This window comes from Brevibacterium iodinum ATCC 49514, assembly GCF_900169265.1.
Lineage (GTDB): Bacteria > Actinomycetota > Actinomycetes > Actinomycetales > Brevibacteriaceae > Brevibacterium > Brevibacterium iodinum.
This window is the reverse complement of record NZ_FXYX01000013.1, coordinates 22655-42613: the sequence shown is the minus strand read 5'-3', so window position 1 is coordinate 42613 and position 19959 is coordinate 22655. Positions and strand designations below refer to the sequence as shown.

At 64.7% G+C, this 19959-nt stretch carries 18 protein-coding genes and 1 pseudogene; 12 read left to right on the top strand and 7 right to left on the bottom strand.

Features of this window, described 5'->3' with window-relative positions; translation table 11 throughout:
- Positions 1 to 46 precede the first annotated feature (46 nt).
- From BI49514_RS16690 to dld, 6 genes and pseudogenes are all read left to right on the top strand, one after another.
- Positions 47 to 316 (top strand): hypothetical protein, encoded by a 270-nt coding sequence (locus BI49514_RS16690; protein WP_208635001.1) that lies wholly within the window; start codon positions 47 to 49, stop codon positions 314 to 316.
- Positions 309 to 620 carry a GNAT family N-acetyltransferase gene (locus BI49514_RS16685; protein WP_208635002.1) on the top strand — a complete coding sequence of 104 codons (312 nt, stop codon included), beginning with the start codon at positions 309 to 311 and terminating at the stop codon, positions 618 to 620. The genes BI49514_RS16690 and BI49514_RS16685 overlap by 8 nt, the downstream gene beginning before the upstream one ends.
- 171 nt (positions 621 to 791) lie before the next feature.
- A pseudogene (locus tag BI49514_RS10060) lies at positions 792 to 1253 on the top strand (FAD-binding protein); the annotation flags it as partial.
- Between the two features lie 220 nt (positions 1254 to 1473).
- The gene (locus BI49514_RS10055; protein ID WP_167444007.1) at positions 1474 to 2145 is read left to right on the top strand and encodes a GntR family transcriptional regulator; all 672 of its coding nucleotides are present in this window, start codon (positions 1474 to 1476) and stop codon (positions 2143 to 2145) included.
- Positions 2146 to 2153: 8 nt separating this feature from the next.
- Positions 2154 to 3512, top strand: a complete 1359-nt coding sequence (locus BI49514_RS10050) for an MFS transporter (RefSeq protein WP_244195316.1) — start codon at positions 2154 to 2156, stop codon at positions 3510 to 3512.
- A gap of 137 nt (positions 3513 to 3649) precedes the next feature.
- Positions 3650 to 5356 carry a D-lactate dehydrogenase gene (gene dld, locus BI49514_RS10045; RefSeq protein ID WP_101546414.1) on the top strand — a complete coding sequence of 569 codons (1707 nt, stop codon included), beginning with the start codon at positions 3650 to 3652 and terminating at the stop codon, positions 5354 to 5356.
- 246 nt (positions 5357 to 5602) lie between these two features.
- Here dld and BI49514_RS10040 read toward each other — a convergent pair whose 3' ends face one another.
- The 3 genes from BI49514_RS10040 to BI49514_RS10030 form a co-directional block, all read right to left on the bottom strand.
- Positions 5603 to 6178, bottom strand: a complete 576-nt coding sequence (locus BI49514_RS10040; RefSeq protein ID WP_101546413.1) for a hypothetical protein — start codon at positions 6176 to 6178, stop codon at positions 5603 to 5605.
- The gene (locus BI49514_RS10035; RefSeq protein WP_101546412.1) at positions 6175 to 6387 is read right to left on the bottom strand and encodes a helix-turn-helix transcriptional regulator; all 213 of its coding nucleotides are present in this window, start codon (positions 6385 to 6387) and stop codon (positions 6175 to 6177) included. Before BI49514_RS10035 ends, BI49514_RS10040 begins: the two co-directional genes overlap by 4 nt.
- Positions 6388 to 6836: 449 nt before the next feature.
- On the bottom strand, positions 6837 to 8078 hold the full coding sequence (locus tag BI49514_RS10030) for an MFS transporter (protein ID WP_101546411.1): 1242 nt from the start codon (positions 8076 to 8078) through the stop codon (positions 6837 to 6839).
- A 324-nt stretch (positions 8079 to 8402) separates the two neighbouring features.
- Here BI49514_RS10030 and BI49514_RS10025 point away from each other — a divergent pair, with 324 nt between their 5' ends.
- Positions 8403 to 9443 (top strand): LCP family protein, encoded by a 1041-nt coding sequence (locus tag BI49514_RS10025; RefSeq protein ID WP_101546450.1) that lies wholly within the window; start codon positions 8403 to 8405, stop codon positions 9441 to 9443.
- Positions 9444 to 9820: 377 nt separating this feature from the next.
- On the opposite strand, the gene pgm is transcribed toward BI49514_RS10025, so the two are convergent.
- From pgm to BI49514_RS10010, 3 genes are all read right to left on the bottom strand, one after another.
- Positions 9821 to 11461: a phosphoglucomutase (alpha-D-glucose-1,6-bisphosphate-dependent) gene (gene pgm / locus BI49514_RS10020; protein WP_101546410.1), complete on the bottom strand. Its 1641-nt coding sequence runs from the start codon at positions 11459 to 11461 to the stop codon at positions 9821 to 9823.
- 119 nt (positions 11462 to 11580) lie between these two features.
- On the bottom strand, positions 11581 to 11877 hold the full coding sequence (locus BI49514_RS10015) for a hypothetical protein (RefSeq protein ID WP_101546409.1): 297 nt from the start codon (positions 11875 to 11877) through the stop codon (positions 11581 to 11583).
- A 233-nt stretch (positions 11878 to 12110) separates the two neighbouring features.
- Complete coding sequence (locus tag BI49514_RS10010; protein ID WP_062239468.1) at positions 12111 to 12440, bottom strand: rhodanese-like domain-containing protein; 330 nt, start codon at positions 12438 to 12440, stop codon at positions 12111 to 12113.
- 299 nt (positions 12441 to 12739) lie between these two features.
- On the opposite strand from BI49514_RS10010, the gene BI49514_RS10005 reads away from it, so the two are divergent.
- The 5 genes from BI49514_RS10005 (at position 12740) to BI49514_RS09985 (ending at position 17258) form a co-directional block, all read left to right on the top strand.
- The gene (locus tag BI49514_RS10005) at positions 12740 to 13711 is read left to right on the top strand and encodes a pyridoxamine 5'-phosphate oxidase family protein (RefSeq protein WP_244195317.1); all 972 of its coding nucleotides are present in this window, start codon (positions 12740 to 12742) and stop codon (positions 13709 to 13711) included.
- Between the two features lie 98 nt (positions 13712 to 13809).
- Positions 13810 to 15123, top strand: a complete 1314-nt coding sequence (locus BI49514_RS10000; RefSeq protein WP_101546408.1) for an FAD-dependent oxidoreductase — start codon at positions 13810 to 13812, stop codon at positions 15121 to 15123.
- 71 nt (positions 15124 to 15194) lie between these two features.
- Positions 15195 to 16052, top strand: a complete 858-nt coding sequence (locus BI49514_RS09995) for an ABC transporter permease (protein ID WP_101546407.1) — start codon at positions 15195 to 15197, stop codon at positions 16050 to 16052.
- Positions 16045 to 16863, top strand: a complete 819-nt coding sequence (locus BI49514_RS09990; RefSeq protein WP_101546406.1) for an ABC transporter ATP-binding protein — start codon at positions 16045 to 16047, stop codon at positions 16861 to 16863. Before BI49514_RS09995 ends, BI49514_RS09990 begins: the two co-directional genes overlap by 8 nt.
- A 50-nt stretch (positions 16864 to 16913) precedes the next feature.
- On the top strand, positions 16914 to 17258 hold the full coding sequence (locus tag BI49514_RS09985; RefSeq protein ID WP_101546405.1) for a hypothetical protein: 345 nt from the start codon (positions 16914 to 16916) through the stop codon (positions 17256 to 17258).
- Positions 17259 to 17309: 51 nt separating this feature from the next.
- On the opposite strand, the gene BI49514_RS09980 is transcribed toward BI49514_RS09985, so the two are convergent.
- Positions 17310 to 19838 carry an excinuclease ABC subunit UvrA gene (locus tag BI49514_RS09980; protein ID WP_101546404.1) on the bottom strand — a complete coding sequence of 843 codons (2529 nt, stop codon included), beginning with the start codon at positions 19836 to 19838 and terminating at the stop codon, positions 17310 to 17312.
- Positions 19839 to 19959 lie beyond the last annotated feature (121 nt).

The following is a 19959-nucleotide window of genomic DNA, read 5'->3' as shown; positions in this document are numbered from 1 at the left end:
CATCGACGGTGTCGGCGAACCCGTCGAACCGCGGTAGATTGGCATCGTGATGATTGCCGTGCGTGAGGCGACTGCCGCCGATGTTCCCGCCGCCGCAGAAGTGCTCTCCAGAGCCTTCGACGAATACCCCTGGACGCGGTGGACGGTGCCGGCCGACCGCTATCGTGCGCGGCTGGAGGAGCTGCAGGCGATCTATCTCGCCCACGCGGTCGAGTGCGGGCTGGTGATCGTTGAGAAGGAGTGCCGGGGCGTGGCGGCCTTCGTGCCCCCCGGAAGCTCCCGGCCTCACCTCCGAGCGACAGAATCGCGTGATTGAGCTGCTCGGTGATCGCCTCGAGGTGCTGACGGCCACACACCCGCCGTCGCGGCCCCACGCCGCGTGGGATCTCGCCGCCATCGGTGTGGAACCCGACAGCTGGGGGTCGGGCATCGCGTCGGCGATCCTCGCCGAAGGTCTGCGCCGGATGGACACGATCGGCTCCCTGGTGTCGCTGGAGACGTCGGATCCGCGCAATGTCACTCTCTACGCTCGATTCGGTTTCAGTACCATCGCCGAGACGCAGGTGCCGAACGGTCCGAAGGTCTCGACCATGGTCCGCACGCTTTCGACTGAAGCATAGAGGCACTCCGTCCTCACCGAGGCTCCGCCTCACCCCACCAGGCGCACATGCGCCGCCAGTCCGGTTTCGGTGTCGGTGAGCGTGCGGGCTGTGGACAGGACCGTCGACTCCATCGTCGAGGCGGCCCTGGTCGCGCGCACGTCAGCGCGCGTCGCGAGGCTGACGATATGGATGGACTTCGCGAAGGAGGACGACGGTCGGAACTCTCAGCGTTTCTTCGGCGCCCACACCTGGCGTCGTACCGCTTTCGCCGGCGACTACACGGGGTTGGAAATCCAGCGCACCCTCATTCGTCGCGCCGAAGCCTCAGATGTTCCGATCCTCGACCGCGTGTACATCACGAAGCTGCTCGTCGCCGACGGTCGCATCTTCGGTGCCTATGGCTTCGACGTCTTTGACGGGACCGGTTACCGGATCTATGCCGACGCCGTCATCCTTGCCGCCGGCGGGCACAATCGGATCTGGCGGAGCACCTCCTCGCGTCGGGATGAGAACACGGGTGACTCCTTCCGCCTGGCCGTCGAGGCCGGTGGCCGGCTGCGCGACGCCGAACTCGTCCAGTTCCACCCCTCGGGCCTCATCGAACCCGAGAACGCCGCCGGCACCCTCGTCTCCGAGGCGGCCCGCGGTCAGGTTCAAGCTGAATCGCAGTGGTCATCCTAGGTTGAATTCTGCGTTGTACATGGTGGCTATCACGCGGCTATCTCACCATCAGCGGTCCCAGGAATCCTCCCGATAATTACTACCTGACGGCGGCCCAGCAACCTCGCGCGACGTTGCTGGGCCGCCGTCAGGTATGTCTGAGCCAGGACATGATGCATTCATCAATGTATGCATCTGTTATCGTGGGCCCGTGAATGATTTGCTGACACTGCCCTGGCAGCGCATCGACGACTCCGCTCCGATCGCCGTTCGGATGGCCGCGGCGACCGCCCGGGAGATCATCGAAGGCCGACACGAACCCGGCGACCTCCTGATCGAGTCCGACCTCGCCGCCGCGCACAACGCCAGTCGCACCCCCGCCCGGGAGGCGATGCTCCAGCTCGAACGCTGGCGCCTCGTCCGCCTCGTCCCCAAGAAGGGCGCGCTCGTGACCACCGTGACGGGCAAGGAGCGCCGCGACCTGCTCGCCGTGCGCTCGATGTTCGAGATCGACGCCGTCGAGACACTGTCCGACAGCGGAGACCTCACCGCTCTGGCCGCCGATCTGCGCACCCTGCTCGGCGAGCAGAGGAAGGCCCTCGACGCGGGCGATCCGCTCGGCTTCGCCAGCGCCGACTACGCCTTCCACGCCCGCCTCATCCGCAGCGGCGAGAACGCCATCGTCACCGAGATGCTCACCACCATGGGCCCGCGCCTGGCCCGCCTGACCTTCCAGGTCGCCATCGACGCGCCGCACACCCTCGACACGCTCCTGACCGAGCACGAAACTCTCACCGACCGCGCCGAGGCGGGCGACGCAGAAGGCTTCGCCCGACTCGTCCGCGCCCACATCGAAGGCTCCCACTTCCCGCAGTCCCGCTGAGGAGGACCATGACCGCTTACCCCTCGACCTCCACGAACGACACCGCCGCCGAGGCAGTCCCCACCGGGGACAGGAATACCCGCACCGAGGCGGCCCCCGCCACGGACGTCGAAACGCAGGTTCCGAACCCTGCCCGGTCCCACCTCGGCGAGGTGGATCCCGATCGTGGGCCGGAACGGCCACGGCGGGCGCGGGCGTGGCTGATGGTGGCCCCGGCGATGTTCCTGCTCGCATGGGGCGGCAATCATTTCACCCCGCTCGTGCACATGTATGAGGAGGACGGCGGCTACGCCATCTGGCAGGCGAACCTGCTGCTGGGCATGTACGTGGGCGGACTCATTCCGGGACTGTTGGTCGCCTCGGCGCTGTCGGATCGGCATGGACGCAAACCGGTCCTCATCGCCGGATCGCTCGCCGCGATCGCCGGCAGTCTAGGGCTCGGGATCGGTTTCGATCTGTTCTGGCTGCTCTGCCTGGGTCGGGTGCTCGCGGGGATCGGCGTCGGGGTGGCGATGTCGGTGGGCACGAGCTGGATCAAGGAGCTCTCGGCCCCGCCGTTCGATCACCAGGCCGGAATCACCGCCGGTGCCCGGCGTCCTTCACTGACGCTGACTTTGGGGTTTGCCATGGGCGCGGCGGTCACCGGGTGCCTGGCCCAATGGGGACCGGTGCCCGAAGTCGTGCCCTACGCCGTGCACGGGGTGCTCAATATCGCCGCCCTGATCCTGGTGATCTTCGCGCCGGAATCGATGCCTCGCGACCAACGGGCAGCAGGCCATTGGTGGCACGGTCTGCGCGTTCCGCTAGTGGCGCATCGGACGTTCCTGCGACTGATCGTGCCGGCCGCGCCCTGGGTGTTCGGTGCCGCCGGGGTCGCCTATGCCGTGATGCCGGCGATCGTGCAGGGAGAGCTGGGGGAGTGGACGACGATGTACGCCACGGTGCTCACCGTCGTCACGCTCGGAGCCGGTGCGCTGGTGCAGAACATCGTGCCGTGGATCAACCGGCTGACCGGCGGGCGGGCGCTCGTCGTGGGACTGGCGCTGATGACCGTGGGGATGGGGCTCGGGGCGGTGGCCGCACTTCTGTTGGACCCGATCCTCGCGTTCATCGTGGCGATCGTGCTCGGTGTCGCCTACGGAATCTGTGTGGTCTCGGGGCTCATCATCGTCCAGGCCATCGCCTCACCGCAGGAGCTCGCCGGCATCACCGGGGTCTACTATTCGCTGGCGTACTCCGGGTTCCTGCTGCCCACCGTGCTCGCCGCCTTACTGCCCGTGCTGCCATACTCGGTGTCCTTGGCGGCCGTGGCGGTCATCTGCCTAGTCTGCCTCTCAGCAGTCGCCATATCCACCAAACACCCCTAATTGCTACCTGACGGCGGCCCAGCAACCTGGCGCCAGGTTGCTGGGCCGCCGTCGGGTAGTTCTGAGAGGGGATGCGGAGTGCGAACCGAGACACCTACCATGAGAACAACCGTCGCCTACCGATAGGGATCGACCATATGCCCGGCAAGACAAATCACCAGTCCCCAGCCGTCAACGCGTTCATTGACATCATGGGTCCGCGCCACGTCCTCACCTCCGCGCGAGCGACCGCACCGTACGCCAAGGGCAACCGCTTCGGCGGCGGCAACGTGCTGGCCGTGCTGCGACCGGGCAGCCTCGTCGACATGTGGCGTGCCCTGCAGGTCTGCGTCGACAATGACTTCATCGTCATTCCGCAGTCGGCCAACACCGGCCTGACCGGCGGATCCGGCCCCGGTGCGCAGGACTACGACCGTCCGATCGTCATCATCTCCACCCTGCGGATCAACGAGATCCACCTCATCAACGACGCCCGCGAAGCGATCTGCCTGGCCGGATCCACGCTCTACGAACTTGACGAGGCGCTCGCCCCGTTCCACCGCGAACCGCACTCGGTCATCGGCTCATCCTCGATCGGCGCCTCCGTCATCGGCGGCATCGCCAACAACTCCGGCGGCTCCCAGATCCGCAAGGGTCCGGCGTTCACGAAGCACGCGATCTTCGCCCGCGTCAACGAGGAGGGGCGACTCGAGCTCGTCAACCACCTCGGCGTGGAGCTCGGCGACGACCCCGCCCACATTCTCGACAAACTCCAGCGCGGAGACTGGGACCCTGCCGGGGTCACGCCGGCCCCGGAGGACACGACGGAGACCGAGTATGGGGAACAGGTCCGCAGGATCGTCGACTCCCCGGCCCGGTTCAACGCGAACTCCGACTACCTGTACGAGGCCTCCGGTTCCGCCGGGAAGCTCATGGTCTTTGCCGTGCGCACCCGCACCTTCCCGAAGGAAGAGGGAGCGACCACCTTCTACGTCGGCACGAACTCCGCGGCCGAACTCGAAGAGCTGCGACGGGCGATCCTCACCTCGGACATGCCGCTGCCGATCTCGGGCGAATACATGGGCCGACCCTCGTTCGACCTCGCCGAGAAGTACGGCAAAGACACGTTCGTCTCGATCAAGCACGCCGGCAGCCGCGAGCAGATCAGGCTGTTCGCGCTGAAGAACTGGGCCAACGGCGTGTTCGCGAAGCTGCCGTTCTTCGGCGAGACCGTCGCCGACACGATCGCGCAGAACGCGTTCGGTCTGCTCCCGCAGCAGCTGCCTAAGCGGATGCTCGAGTACCGCGACCGCTTCGAGCATCACCTGCTCCTCGTCGTCAGTGCCGAGGAGAAGAACCGGATGGGTGCGTTCCTTGACGACTTCTTCGCCGAGGCGGCCCACCAAGGTGACTATTTCGTGTGCAGCGCCGATGAAGCTCAGTCCGCGATGCTGCATCGTTTCGGTGCCGCGAGTGCCGCGACCCGGTACTTCAACCTCAACCGTGAGGATTCCTCGGACATGATCACCTTCGACGTGGCGCTGCGCCGCGACGATGAGGACTGGCTCGAGGTGCTGCCCGACGAGATCGCCGACCAGCTGCACATCAGCTCCTACTACGGGCACTTCTTCTGCCACGTCCTCCACCAGGACCACGTGGCGAAGAAGGGCGTCGACACGGTGGCGCTGAAGCAGCAGATGACCGAACTGCTCGAGGCCCGGGGTGCGGCCGTGCCTGCCGAGCACAACTACGGCCGGCTCTACCCTGTGCCGCCGGAGATGGAAGCGCACTTCAAGGACCTCGACCCGCACAACGTCTTCAACGCCGGAGTCGGCGAGACGTCGGCGAAGAAAGACTGGGCGTGAGCCTGGAACCGGTGGGGCGTCGCAGCACAGCGGAGCGTCGATCACTCATCCCGCAGTCCGCAGCGACCCGGGCCATACGCAACACCCCACACCGTTAGCAGCATTTCACTCCTCTGCAACGGGGTGAAATGCTGCTAACGGTGATGGATGCGCGACTCACGGTGAGCTGACGCGCCGCCGGTGACTGATGTCGTCGGTCTCAGGCTGGTACCCGCAGCCGACCTGGCGACCTCTGACGCGGCGAAATCAGTCCTCGTCTTCGATCTCAGCGGCGGCGGCCGCCTCGGCGCGGGCCTGCTTGATTTTGCGTACCCGGGAGATCGTCATGATGGTCAGCGCGACGATGAAGCCGAACGCAGCGCCGATCGCAATGGAATAGGTGCTGGAGGGAGCACCTGGCATCGTTTGATTGCCCATTCCGACATCGATGAGCGGGTAGCCGTTGCTGATATGAAAGACGATTGCACCGACCCAAACGATGGCGAACAGGGCGTGGACGATATTGCCGACGATCAGCCGCCTCGGCGAGACGCGAGCCATAGACATGGAGAAGTCCACATTCTCACGCTGGCAGTATGCAGAGATGACGATGCTGGTCACCATGGAGCCGAAGACGATGATCACACTCCACATTCCCGCGCCGAAGACGGCAAAGATGAGTGCAAGCGCGAAGAACACGTAGGTGGAGACGACGGCCCCCAAGGTATATGCCCTCAGAATGACGTCGCGCTCACGTTCGTCGCCCATCGAGGGATCATTGAAACCGGCGATCCTGTCGGCGAGTTCGTTGGTGTGCTTCTTCTTGTCGCTCGTGCTGTTCATTGGGATTCCTCCTTCAGTGAGAAGATCTCTTCGACTGTCGTGTTCAGGGCTCGGGCGATGCGCAGCGCCAGATAGACGCTGGGGGCGTAGTCGCCGCGCTCGGTCGCGATGATCGTCTGCCGCGACACCCCTGTGAGCTGGGCCAACTGTGCCTGCGTGAGCCCGGAAGCCTTGCGAACCTGCTTGAGGTCCGAGGTCTGAACTTCCATACCGTTCCTTGATGTCAACTTCTTTTTACATCTAAAAGTAAAGCATGTTTGACATCAGTATGTCAATGATCTTTGACATCGCCGAGGCTGCCCCGCAGTTTCGTGGTCCTGCTGGGTTGCGATCGGGCCACCGGAGCCGGGCTGAGCCGGTGAGCCGTCGTCTCCTGCGCGCACAACGTCCCGCAAACGCGAAAACACCCCGCCGCAACGGGGTGTTTTCGCTCTAACTGTGGCGGGTGCGGAGCCAGGCGTGCGAGGAGAGACTGACGCAGGGACGTGGCCCTAACGGTGACGGATGCGCAGCCAGTGGCGCGAAGAGAGATCAACGCGAGGGTGTCACACCAACAGTGACGGATGCTCGCCGAGGTCGACGCTGCAGCGTTCGCCGAGGCGACCGCCGGTCGCCGCATCGGCCTCACCGGCCGCCGCAACACTCGCCCACCGCCGACCTACGACTCGACAACCTTTTCGCGCCGACGGTCCTTCGCCAGTCGCGCTTCATGACTCGACCGCTTGGGATTGAGCAGCTTGAGCAGCGACAGCGCGATGATCGCTCCCAGCACAGCGCAGCCGGCGGGCAGCAGCATCGCGGTCTTCGCATCGAAGGCGTCGATGATGTTGCCGGCGACGGCCGATCCAAAGGCGACGCCGAAGCCCAGCGAGGTGCCCAGCCAGGCGAACGCCTCGGTGAGTCTGCGCGGGGGCGCGAGCTGCTCGATGACGGAGTTCGCGCCGATGAGGCTCGGGGCGATCGCCGATCCGACGACGATGAGGATGATGCCGTAGGTGACCATCGAGTTCGCCAGCAGCATCAGGCATGCGCCCACGGCCAGAGCGGACACGGCCACGCCGAAGCGGTGATGGACGGCGGCCTGCCAGTTCCGGGCCCCGTACAGCGCGCCGGAGACCAGTGATCCCAGCGCCAGGCACGACAGGAGCACCCCGGCCGTGGACTTCACGCCGAGTTCGTCGGCGAAGGCGACGGCGATGACGTCGATGGCACCGAAGTTCACCCCGAGGAAGATGTTGACGATGATGATCGCGAAGATGCCCGGGTTCGAGAACACGTGGCCCTTCGCCTCGGTGGTCCGCTCCACCGGTGGGGGTTCGGTCGACTTCTGAATGTAGAGCAGCAGCGAGCCGACGCCGACGGTGATCATCGACAGGATGATTCCCGCCGGCGGCCACACGGCGGTGGCGAGCACCGTGGCCAGCACCGGCCCGGAGACGAACATCAGCTCATCGGCGACCGATTCCCAGGAGAACGCGGTCTGCAGCTTCTTCGGGGTGTCGACGATATGCGACCAGCGCGAACGCACGAGCGAACCGACGGAGCCGACGGTGGCGCCGCCGATGCCGGCGAAGACGAAGACGAATCCCGTCCACCATTCCTCATACACGGAGACGATGAGCAGCGCCAACGCGATGAGGTGGGTGATGACGATGGGCACCATGACCTTCGCCTGGCCGAGGCGGTCGACGAGGCGAGCGATCCCGGGGCCGGCAAGTGCCTGGACGATCATGTAGACGGCGGAGACGATGCCCGCCATGCCGTATGACCCGGTCACGCCCTGGATGAAGAGGACGATTCCCAGCCCCAGCACTGCGATGGGCATCCGGGCGACGAGACCGGCCAAGGAGAACTTGAGAGCACCGGGAAGCGACAGAATTTCCCGATAGTTATTGAACACCTGGAAAGTCTACCGAGCGCTCCGAACGACAGCCAGACGAATTCTGCGTTATTCCTGGTGAGTCCCCTCACCTCGACCCCCGGAGGTCATCGGTGGGTAACGAACCGGTATCAGTCCCGGTCCACCCGGTCGAAGCCGAGGATCAGTGCGTCTGACAAGGCAGAACACCTCGCCGAGGCGGCTCTGTCCTCCTGCCCGTCCCCGCGGTGGGGTACGGGGTGCGTCGCGTGGCTGAGAAATGGGTCACTTCGGTCGCTATACAATGAGCGGGATTGCCCAATGACCCCGGCGCCCGGCGCCGACCGCTCAAACCCCGGAGTGCCGATGACGGACAACACCACCTTCGACGATCTCTTCGACCACCAGAACGAGGAACAGCAGCGCCCGCGCAAGAAGAAGCGCGTGTGGCGCAAGGTTCTCGTCGCACTGCTGATCATCGTCATCCTCGGCGTGCTCGGCGTCGGGGTCTACGTCTGGAGCGTCGGCCGGTCGTTCGACAAGAACGCGAACCAGCTCAGCGATGAGCAGGTCTTCGGCAAATCCGGCGGCGGCAAAGACGGCGACGGCACGAACATCCTGCTCCTGGGCTCGGACGAGTCGATGAAAGATGTCGACGTCAACGATTCGCGCGGCCTGCGTTCGGACACGATCATGGTCATGCACCTGCCCGAGGACGGCGGCAACGTCCAGATCATGTCGATCCCGCGCGACACCTACGTCGACATCGAGGGCCACGGAAAGTCGAAGATCAACGCAGCACTGTCCTACGGCGGTCTGCCGCTGGCCGTGTCGACGGTCTCGGACTTCATCGGCACCGAACTGGATCACGTGGCGATCATCGACTTCGAGGGATTCAAGGCATTGACCGACAGCCTCGGCGGGGTGACCGTGAACTCCGAGCAGGCGTTCGAGAAGAACGGCTACTCGTTCACCAAGGGCGAGAACGTCCTCAACGGTGACGAGGCGCTGACCTTCGTGCGTGAGCGCAAGCAGTTCCAGGACGGCGACTTCCAGCGCGCACGTAACCAACAGGCGTTCATCCGCGGGCTGACGAACGAGATGATCTCGGCCGATACTCTGTCGAACCCGAAGAAGATCCAAGACATGGTCAAGAACTTCGCGCCGTACATGTACGTCGATTCGGGCATGGACGCGAAGTACATCTCCGCGACCGCGTTCAACATGCGCGACGTCCGCCCCGGTGACATCGAGTTCTTCACCGCGCCCGTCGCCGGCGTCGGCACCTCCTCGGACGGTCAGTCGATCGTCAACGTCGACGAGGATGAGCTGAAGAAGGTCCGCGACGCGTTCAAGAACGACACCGTGGCCGACTACGTGCAGAACGCCCCGGAGGCCCATCTTTAAAACCTCGCCGAGGCGGCTCGTCCCCGGGCGTTCCTCGCCGCGGCGGCTCACCGCAGCCGCAGACGTGGACTCCCAGCTCCGCTGAGTCATACATCGAGCCCCGCTCCAGGGCGATCCTGGAGCGGGGCTCTTGTTGTACGGCGAGTTTCGGCCGATATCAGCGGACGCATAATCGCCTTTAGTTCCAGTCATCGAGTTTTAGATCGATGACTGGAACTAAAGGCGATGAGGTCGTGTTGTCCTGGCCCCAGGCGCTGACGAGTTCGTCAGCATACTTGCCGGCTTCGATCGGATAGCAGATGGACTGCCTGTGAAGCTGCGATCAACGGCTGCACCCGCGCCTGCGGCCCGCACCTGAACGCGGACCAACCGTGGGCTTACTCCAGCACCCCGTCGACGAGAGCGCGGGCATCGTACTGGACCTGGAGCAGGTGGTCCTCATCGCGCAGGGACTCGGCGTAGATCTTGTACACGTCCTCGGTGCCCGAAGGCCGCACGGCGAACCAGGCGTTGTCAGTGGTGACCTTGAGGCCGCCGATGGGGGCATTGTTGCCCGGCGCCGAGGTGAGCACTTCCTTCACGGGTTCACCGCCGACGGTCTTTGCACTCACCTGAGAGGCATCCAGGGAGCCCAGTCGGGCCTTCTGTTCTCGTGTGGCCGGTGCGTCCTGGCGGGCGTAGGCGCTCGTGCCGTGGTTGGCGGCCAGCCCGGCGTAGCGCTGCGAGGGTGTTTGTCCGGTCTTCGCGGTCATCTCGGCGGCAAGCAGTGCGAGGATGATGCCGTCCTTGTCCGTCGACCAGACCTTGCCGTCGCTGCGCAGGAACGATGCGCCGGCGGATTCCTCACCGCCGAAGGCTAGCGTGGAGTCGAGCAGCCCGGGAACGAACCACTTGAATCCGACGGGCACCTCGAAGAGGGTGCGATTATGCGCGGCGACGATGCGGTCGACGATCGACGAGGTGACCAGAGTCTTGCCGATCGCGGCGCCCTTCGGCCAGTCGGTGCGGGAGTCGAGTAGGTAGTCGATGGCGGCTGCCAGATAGTGATTCGGGTTCATCAGGCCTGCATCGGGAGTGACGATGCCGTGACGATCGGCATCGGCGTCGTTGCCGGTGGCGATGTCGAAATCGTTGCGTGAGGCGATGAGGCCGGCCATCGCATAGGGGGAGGAGCAGTCCATGCGGATGTTCTCGTCCCAATCCAGGGTCATGAACGACCAGGTGGGGTCGACGTCCGGGTGGACGACGTCGAGGTTGAGGTCGTAGTCCTCGGCGATGGCCGCCCAGTAGTCGACGCTGGCTCCGCCGAGCGGATCGGCGCCGATCTTAAGCCCGGAGCTGCGAATGACGTCGAGGTCGATGACCGACTCGAGGTCGTCGACGTAGTTCGAGACATAGTCGAAGTTCTCGGTGTTCTCCAGATGGAATGCCCGCTGGAATGGGGTGCGCGGGATCTTCTCCCACCCCTCGGCCAGATACTGATTCGCGCGTTCGGCGATCCAGGTCGTCGTCTCGGCACCGGCGGGTCCGCCGTGCGGCGGGTTGTACTTGATGCCGCCGTCGGCGGGCGGATTGTGGCTGGGAGTGACGATGATGCCGTCGGCCTGCGCATCCTCGCGCGACTTCCCGCCATTGAAGCCGAGGATCGCGTGGGAGACCGCGGGGGTCGGGGTGAAGCCGTCGCGTTCGTCGATGAGCGCCGGAACCTCGGCTGCGGCGAGCACCTCGAGGACGGTGAGGAAGGCGGGCTCACTCAGTGCGTGAGTGTCACGGCCGAGGAAGACCGGCCCACGGATGCCTTTTTCTCTGCGGAAGTCGACGATCGCCGCGGTGATGGCCGCGATGTGCGCCTCGTTGAAGGAGCGATTGAAGCTCGAACCGCGATGGCCGGAGGTCCCGAAGCTCACTGCTTGCGAAGGCACCGAGGGGTCGGGAACCAAGTCGTGATAGGAGTCGAGAAGGGCAGGGATGTCAACGAGATCCTTGTCCTGGGCCAACTGGCCGGCGCGTGTTGTCATTCTTCTACCTAACCAAATGACAGCGGTTGCGCACAGTTGTGTCCACGGAGTTCTTGCATCGTGGACTTCGGCGGCTTCTCGAAGCGAGAATCAGCGGCCTCGTAAGCCGGGCCGCCTTCTCAGTCCGGCGGCTCCACGGAGTCGTCTTCCTCTTCCTTCGTGTCTCCACCGCTGATATCTCGGTCTTTGTCTGGGGAGGAGGCCCCTTCGGCTTTGGCCTGGGCTTCCTCAGGGTCCCGATCGATCGGAACATCGTGCTCAGCGGCGATTCGCTCAAGCCTCTCTTCGGGAGTTTTGGAACTGCCTTCGGCGTCGGTATCCGCGCCGACTCCGACAGCAGTGCTCTCGATGTCCTGCTCGTCTTCGGTCTGGTCTTCGGCTGAGTTCTCCGGCAGATTCTTCTTCTCGTCACTCATGACTTTGGCTCCTTTCGGAGTTGAACACGCTCACCGCGTCCGACGGAGGAATGGGGATCACAAGAGGTATGGAAGTGATCCGTGGTCTCGACGGTAGACCCATCGTGGAAACGGGGCAAGGGGACTCGGACTTGCGGCTGCTCCGGTCGACCTCGCGACGATGGGAGCGACTCTCGCGGACGGTGCGATCAAGCCGCTGACCGCTGGCTGGCCGACTGCAGGTGCCTTCCTGCTCACTTCACCCAGGGCTCTTCGCCGGTCTCGGAGACGATCGGCTTACCATTGTCGATGTTCCATGAGCCCATGCCGCCGACGACATCAAAGGCGTCGAAGCCATTCTGATTGAGCCAGGCTACGGCTCGGTTCGAGCGTCCGCCGGTGCGGCAGATGACGTACATATCGTCATCGAGAGGAAGATCGTCCAGGCGGGTGGGCAGCTCGCCCAGCGGTACGTGGATCGCGCCTTCGATATGGCCGGCCTCCCATTCGTCATCCTCGCGGACGTCGATGATGGCGGCCCCCTCGGGGATGTCGTTGACGGTGACGGTCGTTTCTTCATCCATGTCTTCAGTGTAGGCACGCAAACCACGTGTTCGCACCTGCCCGGAGATTCCGAATCTGCGCATGTCCGTCATCGTGTGCGCGCCCTCTGCGTGGCTATGCGCGCAGCCTGTGCGCACTTCGAACGGCTCCGGATTTCAGTCATCTCAGTCCAGTTCCAAGGGGGCTGTTGCCGCCCGGAGAGACGTGTGAGAATGGCCGAGTAGTCGTTGATGCGCCAGTCGACCGCGGCCCGCCCGAACGAGCCACGGCCCGCGTCAGCGACTTCATCGCCAGGAACCGTCTGCGAAGGGAAATGGTCATGAACAACAGAGACAAGAGCGACGAGTCGCCGGCCGAGGAGAAGGCCCGTGACATTGCATCAGCACTGGACGAAGCGACGGAGCCGCTGGGCGGCACTTCGTCCATGGAATCTCACGCCGAAGTCGGATACACCGAAAACAACGTTGAGGAGCGTGCCCAGAACACGGCAGCGGAAGAAGGCGTGACGCTGCACCGCAATCCCGATGGTTCGCATACGGCGATCGACGAATCGAAGGCCGCCGAAGCGACTCCGAGCTCAGGAACCGAGAACTCCGGAGCCACTGACGCTTCCCTTGCCCCGGGTATGGGTGCCTCGGTCGGCACCACGTCCGAGCACGGCGATATCTACAGCGCGCCAGGGATGGGCAACGCGGTCGGCAGCACGGCGGGAGGCGGCGCCGCGAGCACGGAAGCAGCAGCCTCCGCCACTGACGACACCGAAGCCGGCCAGGTATCCGCCGCGGGTGATGGGCAGAAGCCCGCAGGAGAGGCGGCGACAGACGAGCTCGACCGGGCCGACGTTGTCAAGATCCTGCGCGGTGGTGATTCTGTCATGCTCGCGACCGCGCTCGCCGACGGCAAGATCCTCGCTCACCCCATGGCACCCCAGCAGGTCACCGAGGAGGCCGACGTCTGGTTCTTCCTCGCACTCGACGGCGACCAAGCGAAGGCGCTGCAGACGAACCCCGAGGTCAATATCAGCCTCGCGGAGGCGGGCAACTGGCTGTCGGTGGCCGGGCGCGTGAAGTTCGTCGACGACAAGGCCAAGGTCGATGAACTGTGGTCGGATTCCGCCAAGGCGTGGTTCGATGACCGCCGCGACCCGAACCTGGGACTCATCAAGGTCGTCACCCACTCCGCACAGCACTGGGGGTTGCCCGGTGGCAAGGCATCGGGCATGTTCCGCATGGTCAGGTCCAAGCTCACCGGAGACCGCCCGTCCGGCGGCACACAGACCACGGAACTCTGAGCCGTGAGAGGCAAGGGGGCTCGGCACGACTGCTCTGCTGCCCGTGCCGGGCGGCCCACCTCACCGCGAGCCGCCTCGGCGAGGCATAGCATGGAGGCATGAGCAAGCGGATCGTCATCATCGGTGCGGGACTGGCCGGTACGACCGCGGCGCGGGAGCTGAACGCGCGCGGTCGGGCCGTCACCGTCATCGACCCCCAGGCCGGCGAAACGTGTGAGCGGCCGCCGCTGTCTAAGCACCTCTTCGACGGCTCCCGCCACCACCTGCCGTACCACTTCGAATCGACCGATCACATCACCTTCGTCCGTGACCGGGCAGAAGAGATCACGCTCGCCGAGGCGGCCGCGGAGTCCCGCTACACCGCCGAGACCCAGCGACACCCCCATCGGCTGGCGAACGACCACGCCGCCGCCGGCACCATCCACCTCGCCTCGGGGGAGTCCATCGACTTCACCCACTGCATCCTCGCCACCGGGATGGAGGCGAACCGCCCCGAAGTCCCCGCCTACCCGGACGCCCTGCCGGTATATGACCTCGGCGACGCCGAATGGATCCTTGAACGTGTGAACAACGCGACCGGGGCGCTCAACGTCGGGGTGCTGGGCTCTGGTTATCTCGGAATGGAAGTGGCCGCCTCAGCGGTGGCTGCCGGACACCACGCTACGGTCTATCTGCGCGGGGGCGAGCCCCTGCGCAAGCAGCTCTCTGCTCCGGTGCGGCAGGCTCTGTTCGACAAGCACAAGGCCGCCGGAGTCGAATTCGTCACCCACACCGCGAGCCCGGACGACATCCCGGCCGATGTTCACGACCTGTTCATCACCAGCGTCGGGGCCCGCCCTCGGCTGATCCCGATCGACGGCCACCGCCCCGCTCAGGCCTGGGGCGTGGATGAGAGTTTGGCAACATCTCATACGGGTGTCTTCGCCGCCGGCGACTGCGCCATCGTCACCGCCGGACCCTATGCACTCGACCGTCCATGGGCCTGTGAACCGGTGGCCGAAAGCCACGGAAAATTCCTCGCTGAGCTCCTCGGCGAGGCACTGGAAACAGCTTCGAACGGTGGCTCAACCGCTCCCGAAACTTCTTCGGATGTTGATCCGGACGACGGTCCGAAAGCCTGGTCCGACGTCCCCTGGCATTGGAGCTTCCAAGGCCCGGAGAAGGTGTTCACGGCGGGCCTGACGAGCCCCGACGCCGACGACACGATCATCCGACACGACCCCAGCGGGGCGAAGTTCCAGGTCTTCCACTTCGACGGACCCGACCCGGAATCCGAGCTTGCGGGCGTCGAGACATTCAACTGGCCGCCGATGCAGGCGGCCGCCCGACGGGTACTCGGTGGTAACAAAATTCCGACGCGGGCCCAGATCGCCGACCCCGACTTCGACTTCAAGGCTCACAGCCGACTGTGAGTCTGCGCTAGTCTCATCCCGTAGACTCTTTCTGTTCTATCCCCAGTCGCCGACGAGAGAATTTTCTGTTCATGGATATGGCCAGGCTTGCTGCCGAGCACGGACTCGAGAGAGTGGGTGGACGGCCGTCTCTGCCCCAGTACGTCAAACAGCTTTTCAACCGAAGCGACTTCACGTACACGCTCGCGAAGTACCGGATGCAGTCTGAGAACGAGCGCAACCGCCTCGGCATGGCTTGGGTGCTTCTGCGCCCATCATTCTCGGCTCTGATCTACGGCACGGTCTTCGGCGTCATCATGCAGGGAGCGACTGCTCGGCCGCCGGACTTCGCGCCATTCGTCGTCATCGGCGTCTTCATCCTCGAGTTCTTCAACACCTCGATGAATGGCGGCGCGAAGTCGATCATCTCGAACGCCTCACTCGTCCAATCGCTGCCATTCCCGCGCATCGTGCTGCCGATCGCCAAGGTGTTTCAGAACCTGCTCGACTTCATCCCCACCCTCCTCTTCATGGCGCTCATCGTCATCATCTTCGGCGCGCGACCTGATTGGGACTGGTTCCTCTTCATCCCACTGGTATTCCTGTTCTGGGTATTCAACCAGGGTGTGGCGTTCATCTTCGCCCGCGCGACGGTCCACTTCCGTGACCTCTCGCAGATCACCCCATTCATCTCCCGCATGATCTTCTACACCTCGGGCGTCTTCTTCGACCTCAAGGTCATGGTCGACAAGATCGACCCATCCCTGCAGCCCTTCGCCGATTGGCAGCCGATCAACAATGTGCTGTCCATCGCTCGCGGCATCCTCATGAAGGACGGGGTCGTTCCCTACGACTACTTCTGGCACCTGGCCGTCTGGGCGTTCGGCATCTTCATCATCGGCTTCGTGTTCTTCTGGCAGGCCGAGGAAAGGTTTGGTCGTGATGAGTGACGAGAATTCGTACGACACAGGCAGCCTCCCCGAGGTGACCCGGAACAGCCCGCCCGTCGTCGTCTGCGACAACGTCCACGTCCGCTACAAGACCCTGGCCACGGGTAAGAAGCTCAAGCTGGGCAGCAAAAATGTGATGACGAGAAAGCGGGAACTGAGGGAGGTTCACGCCCTCAAAGGCATCAGCTTCGTCGCTCACAAGAACGAATCGATCGGCATCATCGGCAGCAACGGCTCCGGCAAGTCCACGCTCATGCGGTCGATCACCGGTCTGACTCCGACCTCCGAGGGCGCGATCTATGCGACGTCACGGCCCAACCTCCTCGGTGTCGGTGCCGCCCTGATCCCGGATCTCTCCGGTGCTCGCAACATCATCCTCGGTTCTCTGGCTCTGGGGCTCACTCGCGACGAGATCGATGCGAAGTTCGACGACATCGTTGAGTTCACCGGGCTTGAGGACTTCATCGACCTGCCGATGCGCACGTACTCCTCGGGTATGTCCCAGCGTCTGAAGTTCGCGATCGCGACCTCGGTGCAGCACGAGATCCTCATCGTCGATGAGGCGCTCAACGTCGGCGACAAGAAGTTCCGTGACCGTTCCGAGGGCCGAATCCGCGCCATCCGTGAGAACGCCGGTACCGTCTTCCTCGTCTCGCACTCGATGCGCACGATCAAGGACACGTGCAACCGCGCGCTGTGGATCGAAAAGGGCGAACTGATCGCCGACGGTCCGGCGCTTGAAGTCATCCGCAAATACCAGGCCTTCACCAAGGCCGAGAAAGCGAAGGAAACCGAGGAAGAGCCGGGCTGAGGCACCGCATCCCCTAGCCGAGTCACAGTTCGCTCGCTAGATTGGACGGCATGGACAACAGTTCACGCGAGCCGATCGAGTCACGTCGCATCAGTGACCAGCCTGCGCTGCGCAGTTCGTCCGGCACCATCTGGATCGTGGCCGGAGGGATCTTCCTCGTCGTCATCGCGGGTGTGCTCACAGCGATCATCGTCTCCGGCACCACGGCGGTGCCCACAGCGATCACCACGATCGTGATAGCGGCAGTGCTCTACCTGATCCTGCTCATCGCCCGCTTCGCCTTTCGACCGGGCCGAGTGCGTCTGTGGGTCATGGCCGCAGCGATGATCGGCATGGCCGTTGCCTCGCTCGTCGGGCTCGTCCTCTGCGTGGGCGCTGCCGCAAGCGGAGCCTGAGACTGCTCAGGCGAGGAAGGAAGCACGGTCGGGCCGATGTCGGCTGCCTCGCTATCCGGCAGAGTTCGGCTGCACATGCCCCTCGAGGTACTCACCAGTCACGCTGTTCGCGGCATCCGCGATCTGCTGCGGGGTTCCCGTCGCGACGATCTGCCCGCCATCCTGACCTCCGCCGGGTCCGAGGTCGATGACCCAATCGGCGTTGGCGATCATGTCGAGGTCGTGTTCGATGACGAGGACCGTTCCGCCCTGGTCGAGAAGCTGTTGGAAGACGCGCACGAGTACACGCACATCCTCGGGGTGCAGGCCCACCGTCGGTTCGTCGAAGACGAAGAGCGTGTGCTGCTGTGACTTCCCGAGCTTGGTGGCGAGCTTGAGCCGCTGTGCCTCTCCGCCGGAGAGCGCCGGCGTCGCCTCGTGGAGGGTGAGATAGCCGAGTCCCACATCGGCCAGCGCTCTCAGCCGGGCGTGGACCTTGCGCATCTCGGCGAGGTGGGGGAGCGCCTCGGCGACGGTCATCGCCAAGAGATCCGGCAGCGACTGCGGCTGACCATCGGCATCCGAGGCACGGCGGTACTCATCCGCGTCCGGACTGTACCGGCGGCCTTCGCAGTCGGGACAGGGGATGTCGACATCGGGCAGGAACTGCACATCGAGGGTGATCTCGCCGGTGCCTTCGCATTTCGGGCAGCGCAGCGACCCCGTGTTGTAGGAGAAATCCCCGGCCGTGAGTCCGGCCTCCTTGGCCGAATCGAGGCGGGCGTACGCACGTCGGAGGTCGTCGAGGACCCCGGAATAGGTGGCGACGGTCGAGCGGACGTTGATGCCGATCGGGGTGGCGTCGACGACGTTGACCCGGTCGATCCCCTCGGCGTCGATGTCACGCACATGACTGGGCCGCGAACGTTCATGGGCGGCTTTCAGCGCGGGAACGAGGCTGTCGAGGACGAGGGTGGTCTTGCCCGATCCGGACACTCCTGTGACAACGGTCAGCCGCTGCCGCGGGATCTCCGCGTCGAGGGCGTGGACCGTGTGGATCGGTGCGGTGCGCAATCGGATCCGTCCGTGTTCGAAGGTCGCCGAGGCGGCCGCGGGCTCGCGCACAAGTGTTTCGGCGCGGCCGGTGAGGTAGGGGCCGATGCGGGATTCGGGGTGATAGTCGAGGTCCGTGACAGTGCCGGTGGCCACGACCGTTCCGCCATCACGACCGGATCCGGGTCCGATCTCGATGAGGTGGTCGGCTTCGCGGAGGACCAGCGGGTCGTGGTCGACCATGACGACGGAGTTGCCCTCGTCGAGGAGATCGGTGATGACACCCTGTAGGCCCGCGATGCTGGAGGGGTGGAGGCCGATCGAGGGTTCGTCGAGGACATAGAGGACCCCGGTGGTCTCGTTGCGCACGGCGCGGGCGAGTTGCACGCGTTGGCGTTCACCGGTCGACAGGGAGGAACCGGCCCGGTCCAGTGCGAGGTACCCGAGTCCGAGATCGAGCAGCCGACGGGCCATGCCGAGCAGAGTGTCCACCAACGATCTGGCCATGGACTGCATCGATGAGGGAAGGCCGGCCGGAACATCCGCGGCCCAGTCGACGAGTTCGTCGAGGGTCATGGCGGTCGCCTCGGCGAGGCCGATTTCACCGATGCGCGGTGCACGGGCGGCGGGGGAGAGGCGGGTGCCCTCGCAGTCGGGGCAGACCTGCTCGGAGAGGAACCGGCTGACCCTGGCGAAGCGCTTCTCGTTGTCCGCACGTTTGAGTTCTTCGGTCACCGTCAGGCGGGCGTTGCGGAAGGTGAAGTCGAGGTCGTGGAGCCCCTTCTTCGAGGTGACCGTGATGTGCTTCTTCTCTTCGGGGCCGGCGAAGACGATCTCGCGCTCCCAGTCTTCGAGGTCGCGCCAGGGCACATCGGTGCGGACGCCGAATTCGCGGGCGATCTGCGGTTGGACGTTGAAGCCGAACATCTGCCAGGGGATGACTGTGCCGTTGTCGATCGACAGGTCGGGGTCGCGGATGAGGGAGGCATCGTCGACTTCTCTGATGGTGCCGATGCCCTCGCAGCGGGGGCATGCTCCACCGGAATTGAAGGCGAGCTCCTCGGCGCCGGGAGCATGGACGGTCTCACCGCATTCGGGGCAGTCGAACGGCTCCTCGGCAGCGACGTTGAGAGTCGGTTTCTGCCGGTGCCCGTTCGGGCAGAGGTGGGAGGCCAGGCGGGAGAACATCAGGCGAACGACGTTGAGCAGCTCGGTCGAGGTGCCGAACGTCGAGCGGACCCCGGGGACTCCGGGCCGTTGCCGCAGGGCGAGGGCGGCGGGTATGTGGCGGACAGTGTCGACGTCGGCGCGAGCGGCTTGACCCATGCGTCGACGGGTGTACGTCGACAGAGCTTCGATATAGCGGCGGGAGCCTTCGGCGTAGAGGACTCCCATGGCCAGGGAGGACTTGCCCGAACCGGAGACGCCGGCGATGGCGACGAGGGTATTCAGAGGGACGTCGACGTCGATGTTCTGCAGGTTGTGCACGCGGGCGCCGCGCACCTCGACCGCTGTGGCAGGGGCAGTGTTTCGGGCTTCGGTCAACATATCGTGATCGTAACAACCGGCGCTGACAGGACTCGTCATCTCCTGAGACCGCCTTTGCGACCGGATATGACCGGACTACAATCGACTCGCTGACGAGAACAGGGGCATACTGGTCAGATCA

Excerpts from the sequence above, each read along its gene's own strand:
- BI49514_RS10050 (WP_244195316.1), top strand. The coding sequence starts at position 2,154 with ATGACCGCTTACCCCTCGACCTCCACGAACGACACCGCCGCCGAGGCA.
- dld (WP_101546414.1), top strand. The coding sequence starts at position 3,650 with ATGCCCGGCAAGACAAATCACCAGTCCCCAGCCGTCAACGCGTTCATT.
- BI49514_RS10040 (WP_101546413.1), bottom strand. The coding sequence starts at position 6,178 with ATGAACAGCACGAGCGACAAGAAGAAGCACACCAACGAACTCGCCGAC.
- BI49514_RS10035 (WP_101546412.1), bottom strand. The coding sequence starts at position 6,387 with ATGGAAGTTCAGACCTCGGACCTCAAGCAGGTTCGCAAGGCTTCCGGG.
- BI49514_RS10025 (WP_101546450.1), top strand. The coding sequence starts at position 8,403 with ATGACGGACAACACCACCTTCGACGATCTCTTCGACCACCAGAACGAG.
- pgm (WP_101546410.1), bottom strand. The coding sequence starts at position 11,461 with ATGACAACACGCGCCGGCCAGTTGGCCCAGGACAAGGATCTCGTTGAC.
- BI49514_RS10015 (WP_101546409.1), bottom strand. The coding sequence starts at position 11,877 with ATGAGTGACGAGAAGAAGAATCTGCCGGAGAACTCAGCCGAAGACCAG.
- BI49514_RS10010 (WP_062239468.1), bottom strand. The coding sequence starts at position 12,440 with ATGGATGAAGAAACGACCGTCACCGTCAACGACATCCCCGAGGGGGCC.
- BI49514_RS10005 (WP_244195317.1), top strand. The coding sequence starts at position 12,740 with ATGAACAACAGAGACAAGAGCGACGAGTCGCCGGCCGAGGAGAAGGCC.
- BI49514_RS10000 (WP_101546408.1), top strand. The coding sequence starts at position 13,810 with ATGAGCAAGCGGATCGTCATCATCGGTGCGGGACTGGCCGGTACGACC.
- BI49514_RS09995 (WP_101546407.1), top strand. The coding sequence starts at position 15,195 with ATGGATATGGCCAGGCTTGCTGCCGAGCACGGACTCGAGAGAGTGGGT.
- BI49514_RS09990 (WP_101546406.1), top strand. The coding sequence starts at position 16,045 with ATGAGTGACGAGAATTCGTACGACACAGGCAGCCTCCCCGAGGTGACC.
- BI49514_RS09985 (WP_101546405.1), top strand. The coding sequence starts at position 16,914 with ATGGACAACAGTTCACGCGAGCCGATCGAGTCACGTCGCATCAGTGAC.
- BI49514_RS09980 (WP_101546404.1), bottom strand. The coding sequence starts at position 19,838 with ATGTTGACCGAAGCCCGAAACACTGCCCCTGCCACAGCGGTCGAGGTG.